Annotated in this window: 15 protein-coding genes and 1 pseudogene; 3 read left to right on the forward strand and 13 right to left on the reverse strand. The window is 70.9% G+C overall.

The window, feature by feature from the left end:
- Positions 1-14 precede the first annotated feature (14 nt).
- The 3 genes from ABR738_RS08895 to ABR738_RS08905 all read right to left on the reverse strand — a co-directional run bounded on the left by ABR738_RS08895 (position 15) and on the right by ABR738_RS08905 (position 3,673).
- Positions 15-569 (reverse strand): helix-turn-helix domain-containing protein, encoded by a 555-nt coding sequence (locus tag ABR738_RS08895; protein ID WP_350229425.1) that lies wholly within the window; start codon positions 567-569, stop codon positions 15-17.
- Between the two features lie 205 nt (positions 570-774).
- Positions 775-2,577 carry an ABC transporter permease/substrate binding protein gene (locus ABR738_RS08900; protein WP_350229426.1) on the reverse strand — a complete coding sequence of 601 codons (1,803 nt, stop codon included), beginning with the start codon at positions 2,575-2,577 and terminating at the stop codon, positions 775-777.
- Positions 2,570-3,673 carry a quaternary amine ABC transporter ATP-binding protein gene (locus ABR738_RS08905; protein WP_350234489.1) on the reverse strand — a complete coding sequence of 368 codons (1,104 nt, stop codon included), beginning with the start codon at positions 3,671-3,673 and terminating at the stop codon, positions 2,570-2,572. The genes ABR738_RS08900 and ABR738_RS08905 overlap by 8 nt, the downstream gene beginning before the upstream one ends.
- Positions 3,674-3,932: 259 nt before the next feature.
- Between ABR738_RS08905 and ABR738_RS08910 the strand changes: the two genes are divergently transcribed.
- Positions 3,933-4,841, forward strand: coding sequence for a 5'-3' exonuclease (locus tag ABR738_RS08910; protein WP_350234490.1), 909 nt, complete (start codon positions 3,933-3,935; stop codon positions 4,839-4,841).
- Between the two features lie 49 nt (positions 4,842-4,890).
- On the forward strand, positions 4,891-5,736 hold the full coding sequence (locus tag ABR738_RS08915) for a siderophore-interacting protein (protein WP_350229427.1): 846 nt from the start codon (positions 4,891-4,893) through the stop codon (positions 5,734-5,736).
- A 156-nt stretch (positions 5,737-5,892) separates the two neighbouring features.
- On the opposite strand, the gene ABR738_RS08920 is transcribed toward ABR738_RS08915, so the two are convergent.
- The 3 genes from ABR738_RS08920 to ABR738_RS08930 all read right to left on the reverse strand — a co-directional run bounded on the left by ABR738_RS08920 (position 5,893) and on the right by ABR738_RS08930 (position 8,713).
- A complete protein-coding gene (locus tag ABR738_RS08920; RefSeq protein ID WP_350229428.1) occupies positions 5,893-6,714 on the reverse strand; it encodes an ABC transporter permease in 822 nt (273 codons plus the stop codon).
- Entirely contained in the window at positions 6,711-7,733 is a 1,023-nt protein-coding gene (locus tag ABR738_RS08925) for an ABC transporter ATP-binding protein (protein ID WP_350229429.1), read from the reverse strand. Before ABR738_RS08925 ends, ABR738_RS08920 begins: the two co-directional genes overlap by 4 nt.
- Before the next feature lie 329 nt (positions 7,734-8,062).
- Entirely contained in the window at positions 8,063-8,713 is a 651-nt protein-coding gene (locus ABR738_RS08930) for a PadR family transcriptional regulator (protein WP_350234491.1), read from the reverse strand.
- 209 nt (positions 8,714-8,922) lie between these two features.
- On the opposite strand from ABR738_RS08930, the gene ABR738_RS08935 reads away from it, so the two are divergent.
- Positions 8,923-9,078 (forward strand): hypothetical protein, encoded by a 156-nt coding sequence (locus tag ABR738_RS08935; RefSeq protein WP_502964055.1) that lies wholly within the window; start codon positions 8,923-8,925, stop codon positions 9,076-9,078.
- Positions 9,079-9,100: 22 nt separating this feature from the next.
- Here ABR738_RS08935 and ABR738_RS08940 read toward each other — a convergent pair whose 3' ends face one another.
- The 7 genes and pseudogenes from ABR738_RS08940 to ABR738_RS08970 form a co-directional block, all read right to left on the reverse strand.
- Complete coding sequence (locus ABR738_RS08940) at positions 9,101-9,730, reverse strand: TetR/AcrR family transcriptional regulator (RefSeq protein ID WP_350229430.1); 630 nt, start codon at positions 9,728-9,730, stop codon at positions 9,101-9,103.
- 160 nt (positions 9,731-9,890) lie between these two features.
- Positions 9,891-12,719 carry a DEAD/DEAH box helicase gene (locus ABR738_RS08945; protein ID WP_350229431.1) on the reverse strand — a complete coding sequence of 943 codons (2,829 nt, stop codon included), beginning with the start codon at positions 12,717-12,719 and terminating at the stop codon, positions 9,891-9,893.
- Between the two features lie 45 nt (positions 12,720-12,764).
- Positions 12,765-13,698: pseudogene (locus tag ABR738_RS08950) on the reverse strand (diacylglycerol kinase).
- A gap of 37 nt (positions 13,699-13,735) precedes the next feature.
- On the reverse strand, positions 13,736-14,692 hold the full coding sequence (gene tatC, locus ABR738_RS08955) for a twin-arginine translocase subunit TatC (protein WP_350229432.1): 957 nt from the start codon (positions 14,690-14,692) through the stop codon (positions 13,736-13,738).
- A 73-nt stretch (positions 14,693-14,765) separates the two neighbouring features.
- Positions 14,766-15,050 (reverse strand): Sec-independent protein translocase subunit TatA, encoded by a 285-nt coding sequence (gene tatA / locus ABR738_RS08960; protein ID WP_328313847.1) that lies wholly within the window; start codon positions 15,048-15,050, stop codon positions 14,766-14,768.
- Positions 15,051-15,261: 211 nt separating this feature from the next.
- A complete protein-coding gene (locus tag ABR738_RS08965; protein ID WP_350229433.1) occupies positions 15,262-15,459 on the reverse strand; it encodes a hypothetical protein in 198 nt (65 codons plus the stop codon).
- 17 nt (positions 15,460-15,476) lie between these two features.
- Positions 15,477-15,731 (reverse strand): CpXC domain-containing protein, encoded by a 255-nt coding sequence (locus ABR738_RS08970; protein WP_350234492.1) that lies wholly within the window; start codon positions 15,729-15,731, stop codon positions 15,477-15,479.
- Between the last annotated feature and the right edge of the window lie 3 nt (positions 15,732-15,734).

The following is a 15,734-nucleotide window of genomic DNA, read 5'->3' on the forward strand; positions in this document are numbered from 1 at the left end:
GAGGCCGCCCGCCATCAGGGGCGGGTCTCCTCGATGGCCTCGATGTGGTCGGCGACCGCGACGACCAGGATGCGGGTGCCGGGCAGCGCGGCGCGCCAGCGGTGGCGCACCCCGCCGGACAGGCACAGCGTGTCGCCCCGCTCCAGGCGGTAGGCGCGGCCCTCGGCCTCGACCTCGGCGGCGCCGTCGGCCACGTACATCAACTCGTCGTTGCGGTGCTGGAATTCGCGCCCGGTGTCCTGATCGCCGGTGAACTCCATGGCGTGCAGCTGGTGGTGGCCGCGCAGCAGGGCCCGCACGCCCTGGCCCTCCCCCTCGGGCTCGGCGCGCACGACGTCGACGGTGCGGGCGCAGTCGGCGGCGTCGTACAGCTCGCCGACCGTGGTGTTCAAGGCGTCCGCGACGCGCTGGAGGGAGCGCGCGCTGGGGCGGGCGCGCTCGTTCTCGACCTGGCTGAGGAAGGGCACCGAAAGGCCGCTGCGCTCGGCGACCACGGCCAGGGTGAGACCGAGACCGCGGCGCAGACGCCGCACCGCCACCCCCACCCGAAGAGTTTCCTTGTCGTCCATCTCCCGGGCCCTCCCCGTTCTCTGGGTTGTCTCGATCCGCCGTCGCACAGCCACGTGCAGGTCACCCTACGCAGCTTCGGACCCCGACGGGACCGTCCCGCCGAGATCGCCACGGGTTCCGTTCGCGATCGGGCCGGATCACGACGTCGTGCGGCCGCGGCCCGAAGGGGGCCGCGGCCGCACGAAGGAAGGTGGAGCGGGGTCCTCAGGAACCGACCGGGGTCCACTTGTCGGCGAGGCCGGGGTTGTCCTTGAGCCAGGCGCGCACCGCGTCCTGCTCCTTGCCCTTGCCGGTGGACTGGATCTTCGCCTCGAGGCTGGTGAGCTGCTTCTCGTCCATGTGGAAGTTCTTCAGCCACGTGCCGACCTCGGCGTTGTCGGCGGAGAAGCCCTTGCGGGCCAGCGTGTGCACGTCGTCACCCTTGCCCCAGGCGCCCTTGGGGTCCTTGAGCTTCTTGAGGTCGTAGGTGTTGTACGCCCAGTGCGGCGACCAGAGCGGAACCACGATCGGCTCCTTCTTGGCGTACGCCCGCTTCAGCTCGGCCAGCATGCCCGGCGTGGAGCCGTCGACGACCTTGTACTCACCGTCCAGACCGTACTCCTTGAGGATCTTGTCCTTGAGGATCCCGGTCTCACCGGCGCTCGGTTCGATGCCCACGATCCGGTTCTGGAACTCGGCGCCCTTGCCCTTGAGGTCGTCGAGGGTGTTGACGTCCTTGACGTAGGACGGCACCGAGAGCTCAAGGGAGGTCGGGCCGTACCAGGAGCCCACGTCCTCCAGCTTGTCCTTGTACTTCGCCCAGTACTGGGCGTGCGTGGTGGGCAGCCAGGAGTCGGTCTCGAAGTCGATCTGACCGCCCGCCATGCCGGTGTAGAGCGCTCCGGCCTCGTACTGGCGGGCATCGACGGTGAAGCCCCGGCGCTCCAGGAGCTCCTTCCACAGGAAGGTGGAGGCGACGCCCTCGTCCCACGGGATGTAGCCGAGCGAGATCTTCTTGCCCTTGCCGACGTTCTTGGCGCCGGACGCGGCGGCCTCGCCGGAGGAGCCGAACACGTTCATGCCGCCCGCGACGAGCCCGAGGATCACCACGCCGACGATCGCGACGACCGGCTGGGGACGGTAGTTCCAGAGTTTCAGCCCGCCCGCGGCCGCCTTCGCCTTGGCCAGCGCGCGCCGGCCGAGCGGGGAGACCTGGCGGCTGAGCGCGCCGGTCATCCGGTCCAGGTACATGGCGAGGACGACGATGGAGATGCCGGCCTCGAAACCGAGCCCGATGTCGACGTTGCCGATGGCGCGGTAGACGGCGCCGCCGAGGCCGCCGCCGCCCGCCATGCCCGCGATGACGACCATGGAGAGGCTGAGCATGATGACCTGGTTGATGCCGGCCATGATGGTCGGCAGCGCGAGCGGCAGCTGCACCCGCAGCAGGGTGTTGCGCGGGGTGGTGCCGAACGCCTCGGCCGCCTCCACGAGTTCCCCGTCGACCTGGCGGATGCCGAGTTCGGTCATGCGCACGCCCGGGGGCAGCGAGAAGACGATGGTGGCGATGATGCCGGGGACGACACCGACGCCGAAGAAGATGATGCCGGGAATCAGATAGACCATCGCCGGCATGGTCTGCATGAAGTCCAGGACCGGCCGCATCACCGCGCTGACCGTCTTGGAGCGCGAGGCCCAGATGCCGAGCGGGACCGCGACGACCAGGGTCACGATGGCCGCGACGAGCACCAGCGAGAGCGTGGACATCGTGTCGTCCCACAGCTGGATCGACTCGATGAGCGCGAACCCGGCGAACGTGAGGACACCGGCGACGAGCCCGCGCAGCCACCAGGCGACCACGGCGAGGATGCCGGCGAACAGCAGGGGCTGGGGGGCGTCGAGGACGGTGTTGATGCCGTCGTACATGCCGTTGACGACGTGTGTGATGGCGTCGAAGAGCCAGGAGAGGTGGGACTGGAGGAAGTTGACGGCGCTGTCGACCCAGTCGCCGAGGTGGAGCCTAGGCATGGGCGGCCACCTCCTTCATCGAGCAGTCGGCCGGGCCTTGCGTGTCGTCCCCGAGGAAGGCGATCAGACGCTCCTGCGGCACGACGCCGAGCAGGGCGCCCTCGCGGTCCTTGACGGCGACCGGGTGCGAGACCCGGGCCGCCACCGCGCACACGTCCGCGACGGGGGTGTCGGGCAGCACGCTCTCGCAGTCGCAGCTGCCCGCGTCGGGGCGGTGCGCAACGGTCATCACGGACAGCGCGGTGAGCACCCGGGAGCGGTCGACGTCCTGGATGAAGGAGGCCACGTAGTCGTTGGCCGGGGTGAGCAGGATGTCCTCGGCGGTGCCGAGCTGGACTATCCGCCCGTCGCGCATCACGGCGATCTGGTCGCCGAGCCGCATGGCCTCGTTGAGGTCGTGCGTGATGAAGACGATCGTCTTCTTCAGGCGCTTCTGGAGTTCGAGGAGCTGGTCCTGCATGTCGCGCCGGATCAGCGGGTCGAGCGCGCTGAAGGACTCGTCCATGAGGAGCAGGTCGGCATCGGTGGCCAGGGCGCGAGCCAGGCCCACGCGCTGCTGCATGCCGCCGGAGAGCTCGTCGGGCCAGGAGTCGCCCCAGCCGGCGAGGCCGGTCAGCTCCAGGGCCTCCGCGGCACGTTTCTCCCGCTCGGCACGGGGCACACCCTGGACCTCGAGGCCGTACGCGGCGTTCTCCAGGACGCTGCGGTGCGGGAACAACGCGAAGTGCTGGAACACCATGCTGATCTTGCTGGAGCGGACCGCGCGCAGGTCGCGGGCGGACAGGGCGGTCACGTCCTGTCCGTCGAACAGGACGCGGCCCGACGTGGGCTCCAGGAGCCCGTTGAGCATGCGCAGCAGGGTCGACTTGCCCGAGCCGGAGAGGCCCATGACCACGAAGATCTGACCGGGTTCCACCGTGAACGAGGCGTCGATCACCGCCGCGGTCGTCCCCTGCGCCCGCAGCTCGTCGCGGCCGGCGCCGCCTTCGAGCCTGCCGACGGCTTCCTCGGGTCGTCTGCCGAACACCTTGTACAGCTGCTCGGCCTGGAGCCTGGACACATACACCTCACGGGTCGAACCGAGAACGGCCCGCATCCCCCGCGGGCGGGCCGTGGAGCGGCGCGGATTCGGTCCGCAGCCCGAGAAATGGTTGAAATCCATACTTGGGTCCGCTCCGGCGACGCGCCTGCCCAGGCTCTACCAGGGCAAACACAACAGTGACCCAGTTCACTTGTTCACGAGCGGGGTGGTTGGTTGCCGGACGCCCAAGCGGCGGGCGCGGGGCAGATACGTCGTGAGCGCGGGGTGACTGTCAGTGGTGTGCGGCATCATCGGGGATGTGACGCGACGCCTGATGCTCCTCGACACCTCCTCCCTCTATTACCGGGCCTACTTCGGAGTCCCCGACACGGTCAGGGCCCCCGACGGCACGCCGGTCAACGCCGTGCGCGGCCTGCTCGACTTCATCTCCCGCCTGGTCCACGACCACCGCCCGCAGGAGCTGGTGGCGTGCATGGACGCGGACTGGCGGCCGCGGTGGCGGGTGGACCTGATCCCCTCCTACAAGGCACACCGGGTGGCCGAGGTGACGCCGCCGGGGCAGCCCGACGAGGAGGAGACCCCGGACACCCTGGCCCCGCAGGTCCCGGTGATCGACGCCGTGCTGGACGCGCTGGGCATCGCCCGCGTCGGCGTGGCGGGCTACGAGGCGGACGACGTGATCGGCACGCTGTCCGGCCTTGCGCCCGGCCCGGTCGACATCGTCACCGGGGACCGCGACCTGTTCCAGCTGGTCGACGACGCGCGCGGGGTGCGGGTGCTCTACCCCCGCAAGGGCGTCGGCGACTGCGACGTGGTGGACGACGAGCTGATCCGGACGAAGTACGGCGTGCGCCCCGACCAGTACGCCGACTTCGCGGCCCTGCGCGGCGACACCAGCGACGGACTGCCCGGCGTGAAGGGCATCGGCGAGAAGACGGCGGCCCAGCTGATCAAGGATTACGGCGATCTGGCGGGCGTCCGCGCGGCGGCCGCCGACCGCTTCTCCAAGCTGACCCCGGCCAAGCGCCGGGGAATCCTGGAGGCGGCCGACTATCTGGACGTCGCGCCGAAGGTGGTGCGGGTCGCGATGGACGTGCCCCTTCCGCCGTTCGACCCGGCACTGCCGGAAAAGCCCCGCGACCCCACGGCCCTCGAAGAGCTCGTGGCCCGGTGGGGGCTCGCGGGAGCGACGGGCAGACTGCTCTCCACTCTCCGCGCCTGAGGTGCTAGCTTAGGTAAACCTAACTAGTGGTGGATCAGGGGAGCGCACTGTGGCAGAACGGCCGTCTCGCAAGGCACCGAAGATCAACGAGGCTCAGGTGGTGCGCACCGAGCGGATCACCCCGCACATGGTGCGCGTCGTGCTCGGCGGCGCTTCACTTGCCGGGCTCCCCGTGGGCGAGCACACCGACCACTACATCAAGCTGCTGTTCCCGGCCAAGGGCGTGAGCTACCCGGAGCCCTTCGACATGGAACGGATCCGCGCCGAGTTCCCGCGCGAGCAGTGGCCGAGCACCCGGGCGTACACGGTGCGCGCCTGGGACGCGGAGCGCGGCGAGCTGTCCGTCGACTTCGTGGTGCACGGCGACGAGGGCCTTGCCGGCCCGTGGGCGGCCGGGGTCGAGCCCGGCGAAACGGTCCGCTTCCTCGGCCCCGGCGGCGGCTACGCCCCGGACCCGGCGGCCGACTGGCATCTGCTCGCCGGTGACGAGAGCGCGCTGCCCGCGATCGCGGCGGCCATGGAGCGCATGCCGGCGGGTGCCGTGGTGCGCGCCTTCGTCGAGGTGTCGGGCCCCGAGGAGGAGCAGAAGATCACCACGCCGGACGGCGCCGAGGTGACCTGGCTGCACCGGGGCGAGGCGCCGGTCGGCTCGCGTCTGGTGGGCGCGGTGAAGGACCTGGAGTTCCCGGCCGGTGCCGTGCACGCCTTCGTACACGGGGAGGCGGGCTTCGTGAAGGAGCTGCGCGCCCTGCTCCGGGTCGAGCGGAACGTACCGCGCGAGCGTCTGTCCATCTCGGGCTACTGGCGTCTCGGCCAGGACGACGACGCCTGGCGCGCGGCGAAGCGGGAGTGGAACGCGCAGGTGGAGCGCGAGCAGGAGGCCCCCGCCGCCTGAGGCGCATCCCTCACCAGAAGACCCGCCCGAAGACCCCCGGCGTCTGCCCCGCCGGGGGTCTTCGCGTGCCCGGACCGCCGGCGTCTGCCCCGCCGGGGGTCTTCGCGTGCCCCGACCGCGCGCGGCACCGGCCACTGCCGGGTCCGCGCGCAACCGTCACACCGACTTCTGGTACGAGCGGAACGTACGGGTGGAGAGCCACACCGCCACGACCGCGAGGGCCAGGAGCGCCCCGCCGCGACCGAGGACGAGAGACCAGTCGGGGTCGGCCGACATGGCCGAACGGCCCGCCACCATGCCCCAGTTGAGGGGGTTGAAGTCGGCGATGTGCCGCATCCAGGACGGCATCTGGGCCGGCGCCATGAACCCCGATGACAGGAAGGTCAGCGGCAGCAGCAGGAAGGTGTTGATCCCGATGATCGACTCGCGCTGGCGGACCAGCATGCCGAGCGCGTTGGAGAAGGCGCCGAAGACCGTGCCGAGCAGGACCGCCGCGACCGCCAGAATGACCAGGCCGCCGAACCCGCCGGGGTAGTGGGCCCCGCCGAGCTTGCCGAGCAGCAGGATGATCACGGTCTGGACGGTGATGCTGATGCCGTTCTGGACGACGTTGGCGTTCATCAGGGCGGCGCGGCTGACCGGGGTGGTCAGGAACCGGTTGAGCGTGCCGCGCTCGATTTCCTCCAGGGTGCCCATGCCGGCCCACATGCTGGAGCCGAGAGCGCTCATCAAGACGATGCCGGGGACGAGGTAGTCCAGGTAGGAGGTGGTGCCGAAGCCGCCGAGCTGGACCACCTTCTTGAAGAGGTTGCCGAAGAGGAAGAGCCAGATCACCGGCTGGACGAGGGTGATCAGGAGATAGGCGGGCTGGCGGACGATCGCCATCAGCTGACGCTGCGTCATGTACCAGGTCTGGGCGAGGGCGTTGGAGCCCTTGAGGCCGGTGGCCGGGGCCGGGGCGGGAAGGTGGATGGTCATCGCTGGTCTCCCGCGGTCGCGAGGGCGGGGGCTTCGGCTGCCGCCTCGGCCTCGGAGTAACGGCGTCCGGCATAGCGCAGGTAGACGTCGTCGAGGGAGGGGCGGGCCACGGTCGCCGCGGCGACGGAGGCACCGGCCCGCTCAAGGGCGGCGAGCAGCACGGGCACGGCGGCCGCGCCGTCGTCGGCGCGGGCACTGACCCGGCGGCCGTCGATCAGCACCTCGTGGACGCCGGGCAGTCCGGTGAGCGCCTGGCGCAGCGGTGAGGGCCCGGCGGGTGAGCCGGTGACGGGCTCGCGCAGCTCCATGTGGACGGCGTCGCCGCGCAGTTCGCCCTTCAGCTCGTCGGGGGTGCCTTCGACGACGACCCGGCCCCGGTCGACGATCGCGATCCGCTCGGCGAGCCGGTCGGCCTCTTCGAGGTAGTGGGTGGTGAGCACGATGGTCAGGCCCTCGTCACCGGCGAGGCGGGAGATCTCCTCCCACATGGCGGTGCGCGCCTCGGGGTCGAGCCCGGTGGTCGGCTCGTCGAGGAAGAGGACTTCGGGCCGGTGGACCAGGCCGAGCGCGACATCGAGGCGGCGCTGCATGCCGCCCGAGTACCCCTTGACCACGCGCTTGGCCGCGTCGGCCAGGTCGAAGCGCTCCAGGAGCTCGTCCACGCGGCGGCCCAGCGCCGCGCCGGTCAGTCCGTAGAGCCGGCCCTGGAGGCGCAGGTTCTCGCGGCCGGTGGCGACGGGGTCGGCGCCGGACTTCTGGGCCACCACGCCGATCGCCCGCCGGACCCGGTCGGGATGGCGCAGCACGTCGTGCCCGGCGACGCTCGCGGTGCCGCTGTCGGGCCGCGCGAGGGTGGTGAGGATCTTGACGGTGGTCGATTTGCCGGCGCCGTTGGGGCCGAGCAGCCCGAAGACCGTGCCGGGTTCGACGGTCAGGGTCATGCCGCCCAGGGCGGTGACATCACCGGGGTACGTCTTGATCAGGTTGCGCGCCTCTACTGCGGGCGCCCGGTTGCTCATGACAAGGCTCTCCTGTGGTGAGCGGGTCGGTCGGGATGACGGACCGATCCGCGTGAGGAGCGCCGGGCTATCCTTGGCGTGCCACACCCTCGATCGCCTGGCCTGCTCCACGCGGGTCCGGTCCGGGGTCATGACCCCGGCGGGGGCTGCTGCAACAGCCCGTGCCGGGGTTTTTCGTGTCGTGTCGTGTCGATGACGTGATGACGTATCCGCATACGGCCACGAGCGACGCGCGTGCGGCCCCTCTGCATGCGGCTCCTCTGTGCGCGGGCGCGCGGTTCACGCGACCGCGCCCGGCGCCCCGCACCGCTGTGGGCGCGGGCCGTCGGCTAGCCGTCGGTGTCGGCCTCCTCCAAACGCTCCCATTCCTCGGGCAGCCGTCCCGTGGCGTGCCAGCCGCGCCAGCCGTCGAGACCGTCCAGGGTCCCCTCGGCCATCTCCTTCAGAAAGCCGCGCACCCACTGGATCTCGGCGTCGACCATGTGGAGCTGGTACTCGGTCTCCACGAGCAGGACCCTCGGGATCGTCTCGGTCAGCTTGAGCAGCGCTCCCCTGAGCCCGGCGGCTCGCACCTCCATCGTGGAGACGCGCTGTTCGAGCAGTTCGGCGACGTCGTCGGGCGGAAGGATGCCCATGAGGCACAGCGCCGTCTCGAAGATGGGGAACTCGTGCACGGGCACCGCGACGATGTCCGCCATCCAGTCGAGCATTTCCTCGCGGCCCTCAGGGGTGAGGGCGTAGCGGGTGCGCTCGGGGCGGTTGCCCTCGCGCTGGACGTCGGCCACCTCGACGAAGCCGTGCTTTTCGAGGTTCTGCACGACGGTGTAGAGCGATCCGTAGTTGATCTTGATGCTGTACTCCTTGCCACGTCGGCGCAGAGTCTGGGCGATCTCGTACGGATGCATCGGCGACCGCTCGGCGAGCAGCACCAGCACGGCAAGCGCCAAGGGGTTGCGCAACTTGCGCCGGCCCACGGCCATCGTCATCACCTCACTCCCGAGCACCGGCGACGTCGTCCCCGAGTACTCGTAGCCGAATATATCGCGAGCACATGGAAGGGTCAACCGCGATGTATCGCGTATTTCGAGGGCCCACACAGCCACCTAGGCCCCCGCCGAGGCGCCGGATAACCTGGCCGGTATGGACATCGACGAGGCGGGGGCCGGCTGGGCGTAAGGCCACCACGGCCGTGGTCCACTTCGCCGGCGCCCGCTACGGTGTCGGGGCCATCCCGGCGCGCTGGACGCGGGCACTGCACGTGCCGGTGCCGGGTTGCGGCGGGCGGGTTCTGCGCGTGGGCGAACTCGCGGTCATGGCGCGGGAGTTGGCGGGCGCGGCGGCGTAGTGGGGCGGGGCGGAGAGCGGCCTCAGACTGTGCCCGCGATGCGCAACGCCGCAGCTGCGGTGGCGTCGGCGAAGACGGCCACTTCGCGGGCCGGCGCCGAGCGGTGGATGAGGATGACACCCTCGATCAGCCCGAACACCAGATCCGTACGCAGCGCCCGCTCGTCGGCGTCCAGCTCCGCGCAGGCCTCGGTCGCCGCGATCAGCTCGGCGTACGCGGCCTTCAACTCGGCCCGGGTCCGGTGGAACGCCGCGAAGCGCTCGGCCCGTACCTCGGGGAGGAGATACAGCGCGCCCAGGTTGTGCGGGCCGCCGCACAGCAGCTCCACGTCGAAACGGCACAGCGCGCGCAGGCGTTCACCGGCGCCGCGCGCGGAGTCGTCCAGGAGCCGGCGCGCCAGGTCGAGGGAGGGGGCCACCGTCGATTCGAGGAGCTCGGCGAGCAGGTCCTCCTTGCCGGCGAAGTAGTGGTACATCGTGGCCTGGCGAAGGCCCGCGCGTTCCGCCACCATCCGGGTGGTCGTCGCGGCGTAACCGTGGCGGGTGAACAACTCGGCCGCCGCGCCCAGCAGTTCTTCCCGGGCGGCGAGACCGCTGTCCGGCCGCTGGATCGCCCGGGGCCGTCCGACCCGTCGTCCCGTCATGGAGCTCATGCGGCCGATCGTCGCACACCCGGCCCACGCACCGGAGGGCGAGGTTCCGTCCCGCCCGCGCGGGCGGGACGGACAGGCCGGGGCGGGCAGGCGAACGGCTCCCGTCGTGTCCGACGGGAGCCGTTGCCCCAGGAGCCGTACGCGGCGCGGGCCGCCCGGCTCAGCCGACCGAGCTGTAGGCGACGACGCCGCGCAGCAGCGCGTCGACCGCCTTGCGGGCGTTCTTGGCCACCGTGCTGTTCTCGCGCGGGGCGGCCGCCGCGATCTGGCCGAGGACGTCGATGACCTGCTTGCACCAGCGCACGAAGTCACCGGCTGGCATGTCGGCCTCGCGCAGCACCTCGTCCAGGCCCTTGTCGCTGGCCCACTGGTAGGCGGCCCAGGCGAACCCGAAGTCGGGCTCGCGCTGGCCCACGCCCTCCGCCTGGTTGATCTTGTGGTCCTCTTCGAGGGCGTCGAGCCGGCCCCAGATCCGTACCATCTCGCCGAGCGCGGCCTTGGCGTTGCCTGACGGCGTCTTGGGCGCGACCGCGTCGTCGGACTGACGGGCCTCGTACACCAACGCCGAGACGCAGGCGGCCAGTTCGGCCGGGTTCAGGCCTTCCCACACCCGTGCGCGCAGGCATTCGCTGGCCAGCAGGTCGAGCTCGCCGTAGAGCCGGGCCAGGCGCCTGCCGTGCTCCGTGACCTCCTCGTCCCGCAGGTAGTCGAGCTCGGTGAGCAGGGCCACGATGCGGTCGAAGGTGCGCGCGATGGTGTTGGTGCGCCCCTCGATGCGCTGCTCCAGCTGCTTGGTGTCGCACTGGAGGCGGTAGTAGCGCTCGGCCCAGCGGGCGTGGTCCTCGCGCTCGTCGCAGCCGTGGCAGGGGTGGGCGCGCAGCGCGGTGCGAAGGCGGTTGATCTCCCGGTCGTCGGCCGCGTCGGAACGGCCCTTGCGGTGCCGCTCGGGGACGATGTGCCCGGCCTTGGTGCGCAGCGCGGACGCGAGGTCGCGGCGGGACTGCGGGGAGCGCGCGTTGAACGACTTGGGCACCCGCATCCGCTCCAGGGCCGCCACCGGCACCGGGAAGTCGATCGAGGCGAGCCGCTTGACCTGCCGCTCGGCCGTCAGCACCAGCGGGCGCGGCCCGTCGTGCTGCTCGAAGCCCCGGTGCCCGTTGGTGCGGCCCGCCGGGATGCCGGGGTCGAGAACGAGGGCGAGACCCGCGAACTTGCCGGTCGGCACATGGATGATGTCGCCCGGCTTGAGCTTTTCCAGGGAGGCGGCGGCCGCCGCGCGGCGCTGGGCCGCGCCGTGCTTGGCGAGCTCGGTCTCGCGGTCCTTCAGGTCGCGCCGCATCCGCGCGTACTCCTCGAAGTCACCGAGGTGGCAGCGCATGCCTTCCCGGTATCCCTCCAGGCCCTCCTCGTTGCGCTGGACCTGGCGCGAGATGCCGACGACCGACTTGTCGGCCTGGAACTGCGCGAAGGAGGTCTCCAGCAGTTCGCGCGAGCGGTGCCTGCCGAACTGCTGGACCAGGTTCACGGCCATGTTGTACGACGGCTTGAAGCTGGAGCGCAGCGGATAGGTGCGCGTGCCCGCGAGGCCCGCCAGGGCGTCCGGGTCCATGCCGCGCTGCCACAGGACCACCGCGTGGCCCTCGACGTCGATGCCGCGGCGCCCGGCGCGGCCGGTCAGCTGGGTGTACTCGCCGGGGGTGATGTCGGCGTGCTGCTCGCCGTTCCACTTGACCAGCTTCTCCAACACCACCGAACGCGCCGGCATGTTGATGCCGAGGGCCAGCGTCTCGGTGGCGAACACCGCCTTCACCAGGCCACGGACGAACAGCTCCTCCACGACCTCCTTGAAGGTGGGCAGCATGCCGGCGTGATGGGCGGCGATGCCGCGCTCCAGGCCTTCGAGCCATTCGTAATAGCCAAGGACGTGCAGGTCCTCGCCCGGGATGGAGGCGGTGCGCTCCTCGACGATCTCGCGGACCTTCTGGCGGCCCTCCTCGTCGTTGAGCCGCAGCCCCGCGTACATGCACTGCTGGACGGCGGCCTGGCAGGCGGCGCGGCTGAAGATGAAAGTGATGGCCGGCAAGAGGCCTTCGGCGTCGAGCCGTTCGATGACCTCGGGCCTGCCCGGCGTCCAGATCCGGGAGCGCTGACGGCGCTCGCGCTCGCGGTCGGCCTCGCGCACCATCTTGCCCCGGCGCCGCTCGCGCGGGTTGTACGTCTTCTGGTTCTCCAGGCGCGCCATGCGCAGCAGGTCGGGGTTGACCTCGCGCCGGGCGATGCCCCGGCCGCCGTGGTCGGACTCCTCCTCGAAGAGGTCGTACATCCGCCGTCCGGCCATGACGTGCTGCCACAGCGGCACGGGGCGGTGCTCGGAGACGATCACTTCGGTGTCGCCGCGCACGGTGTCCAGCCAGTCGCCGAACTCCTCGGCGTTGGAGACCGTCGCCGACAGGGACACCAGCGTGACGGACTCGGGAAGGTGGATGATCACCTCTTCCCAGACCGCGCCCCGGAAGCGGTCGGAGAGGTAGTGCACCTCGTCCATCACCACGTAGCCGAGGCCGATGAGGGCCTGGGAGCCCGCGTACAGCATGTTGCGCAGCACTTCGGTGGTCATGACGACCACCGGCGCGTCCGCGTTGACGCTGTTGTCGCCGGTCAGCAGGCCGACCTTGTCCGCGCCGTAGCGCCGCGCCAGGTCGGCGTACTTCTGGTTGGACAGCGCCTTGATGGGCGTGGTGTAGAAGCATTTGCGGCCCTGCCCGAGGGCCAGATGCACGGCGAACTCGCCGACGATGGTCTTGCCCGAGCCGGTGGGGGCGGCGACCAGCACGCCCTTTCCGGCTTCGAGCGCCTGACAGGCCTCGATCTGGAAGGGGTCGAGATCGAAGTCGTACAGGTCACGGAAGGGTGCGAGCGCGGTGGCCTGCTCGGCGGCGCGGAGCCGGGCAGCTGCGTACGCTTCGGCTGGTGAGAGGTCCTCTGTCATCTTGTCTTCGAGCCTACCCGCCGCCTCTGACAGAGGTCGCGATCTTTATGGAAGGCCGGGTGCCGCGGCCTGCCGGCGGGGCGCCGGCAGAGGAGCCAATACCCGTACGGCGGCGCGTACACACTCCGCGGTGACCGGGAGCGGGCCGAGCCGTTCCCCGTCGGCGTATCCGGTGATGCCGGGCGCCGCGAGCGTGATCGATGCGACGCGGTGCGTGGTGACATCGGGGTGGCTCAGGTGGGTGCCCCGGTAGACGCGCGGGAAGACCTTGAGCAGGGTCGCCCGTGAGCAGGCGCCGACGACCGTGACGTCGAAGAGCCCGTCGGTGAGGTCGGCGTCGGCGCAGATGCGCATGCCTCCTCCGTAGGAGGAGGAGTTGCCGACCGCTATGAGCGTCGCCTCGATCTCGCGGGTCTCGCCGCCGTCGAGGGTGACCTTGTACGGGAGGGGCCTGAACGCGGCCAGTTCCACGAGCATCGCGAGGTCGTACTTGAAGCGGCCGCCGGGCAGGCGCATCCGGTTGCCCCGGTCGTTGACCTTGGAATCGAAGCCGCAGGCGAGGACGGTGGCGAACCAGCGCCCGCCGACGCGGCCCAGGTCGATGTCCCGTGGCCGGGCGCTGTTAAGGGCCCGGGCGGCCACGTCTCCCGCGCGGGCGGGGTCGCGCAGGGGCAGGCCGAGGGCGCGGGCGAAGTCGTTGCTGGTGCCCGCGGCGATCACGCCGAGCGGGGTCGTGGTGCCGGCCCACGGCCTGGAGGGCGAGGTTGACCATGCCGTCCCCGCCGACGGCGACGAGCGCCCCCGTCCCGTCCGCGACGGCCCGGCGGGCCCGGCGCAGCGCGTCCTGGGCGTCCGCGCCGAGGACGGTGCGCACCTGGAAACCGGCGGCCCGCAACGCCGAAGCGGCCGGCTGCGCGGCGTGCGCGCCCCGGCCGCGTCCCGCGGTGGGATTGGCGAAGAGAGTGATCTCGCCGGTCACCCGCCGGACCTTACAAGCTCCGGCGGGCCCGTCAAGATCAGGTGACGTCGTCGTACCCGCTGAGCCTGCTGCCCCGGCCGCCGTCGGACTGCCCGGGCAGCGCGGGGGGCGAGGTGACGGGCTCGATGGCGCCGACGTCCTCGGGGGTGAGGTCGAGGTCGGACGCCTCGTCGTCGGCGGGCCCGGATTCCGCGCGCTCCCTGCGCCGCTTGTCGTTCAGCAGGGAGATGCCGACGGCGACGAAGTACAGGGCGACGATCGGAGCGGCGAGCGAGAGCATCGAGACCGGGTCGACGGTCGGCGTCGCGAAGGCCGCGAACACGGTGACACCCATGATCATTCCGCGCCACCAGCCCAGCATGCGGCGGCCGGTGAGAATGCCGCTGAAGTTGAGCATGACGAGGAACAACGGCAGCTCGAAGGAGAGGCCGAAGACGATGATCATGCGGGTGACGAGGTCGATGAGCTCGTTGAGGGGCAGCAGGTTGGCCACGCCCTCGGGGGTGAAGCCCAGCAGCACCTCGGCGGCCGCCGGCAGCACGTTGTACGAGAACCAGCCACCGGCCAGGAAGAGCGGGAAGCCCGCCGCCACGAAGCTCAGCGAGTACCGCTTCTCGTGCTTGTGCAGCCCGGGCGAGACGAACGCCCACAGCTGGTAGAGCCAGACCGGGCTGGCCGCGACCACGCCCGTCACCATGGACACCTTGATCATCAGCGTGAACGGCCCCATGAGGCCGGACATCGTGATGTTGCCGCAGACCTTGGCGCCGTCCTTCTCGGTGAGCTTGGTGAACGGCACCGTGCAGTCCACGGCCTCCTTGATCGGCTTGGTGATCAGCTCGGCGATGTCCTTGTAATAGAACGCCGCCACGATCGCGCAGACCAGGATCGCGAGCACCGACTTCGCGAGCCGGTTGCGCAGCTCACGAAGGTGGTCCGAGAGCGGCATCCGGCCCTCGGGGTCCCTCTGTTGTTTGCGGGCAGACTTGAGCAACCCACGTCCTCATCTCGTGCGGCAGGTCGCTCTGGTCACACCGGAGGTGAACAGCGCCTGCTGGGACCCGGTGTCAGCGCTTGGTGGTGTCCGTCGGCTCGGCCACCGGGCGCGCGCTGCTCACGTCGCCGGGCGCCGACTGGATGGTGCGCTGGGCCGGCGGCTGCTCGCCCGGGACCGGCGGGTCGGCCGGAGCGGTCTGCTGGCCGTCGGACTTCATGGCCTTGGCCTCGCTCTTGAGGATGCGGGCCGACTTGCCGAGCGAGCGCGCCATGTCCGGGAGCTTCTTCGCGCCGAACAGCAGGACGACGACGATGAGGATGAGAATGATCTCGGGGGCGCCGAGCCTTCCGAACATAAGCGTTTACCTTCTCACCGAGGCTGCGGGGGTGGGAGCTGCTGGGGGCCGCCGGACGGGTGTCCGGACGCCTTACGTGCAGCGATCGTAACGCGCAAGGGTGAACGGCGGGCAATCCCCGTGCGCACTCCCGTTTGCGGACCGTGCCTCGCTATCCGGGCCGCGATGTGCAGCGTACCGCCCCGAAACGGACGACATCGGGGCGCACTGTTCATCCCAGCGTTTCCCCGGCGCCCGCGAGGTCCACGGCCGCGCGTTCCAGGTCCTCGGCGGCGCGGTTGATCTTCCGTGTGGTGTCGGCCACCTGGCGGCCGAGCCGCTGGGCCTCGATGAACACCCTGACGGCCAGGGCGCCGAGGACGGCGATCCCGAGGAAACCGAGGGCGATGGCGGTCATCGGCCAGAACATGGTGGGGTCCCTGAGGTCTAGGCGGTGGTGTGCAGGCGCAGCGTACGGACGCCGCCGCCGGTCAGGAGCTCGATGATGCGCTCACCGGCCGGCTTGCGGACGGCCGAGCCGCACTCGGGGCAGGTGAAGGAGTAGAAGGTGGTGCGGCGGCTCGCGCCGATCGCCAGCCGCAACGCGGGGGCGCCCAGCTCGAAGCGGCCCCGGCACTGAGGGCAGGCCGCCTTGAAGAGCACCGGGATCACCGGCCGGGAGACACCGGGCAGTACCGACATGTT

This window comes from Streptomyces sp. Edi4, from assembly GCF_040253615.1.
Classification (GTDB): domain Bacteria; phylum Actinomycetota; class Actinomycetes; order Streptomycetales; family Streptomycetaceae; genus Streptomyces.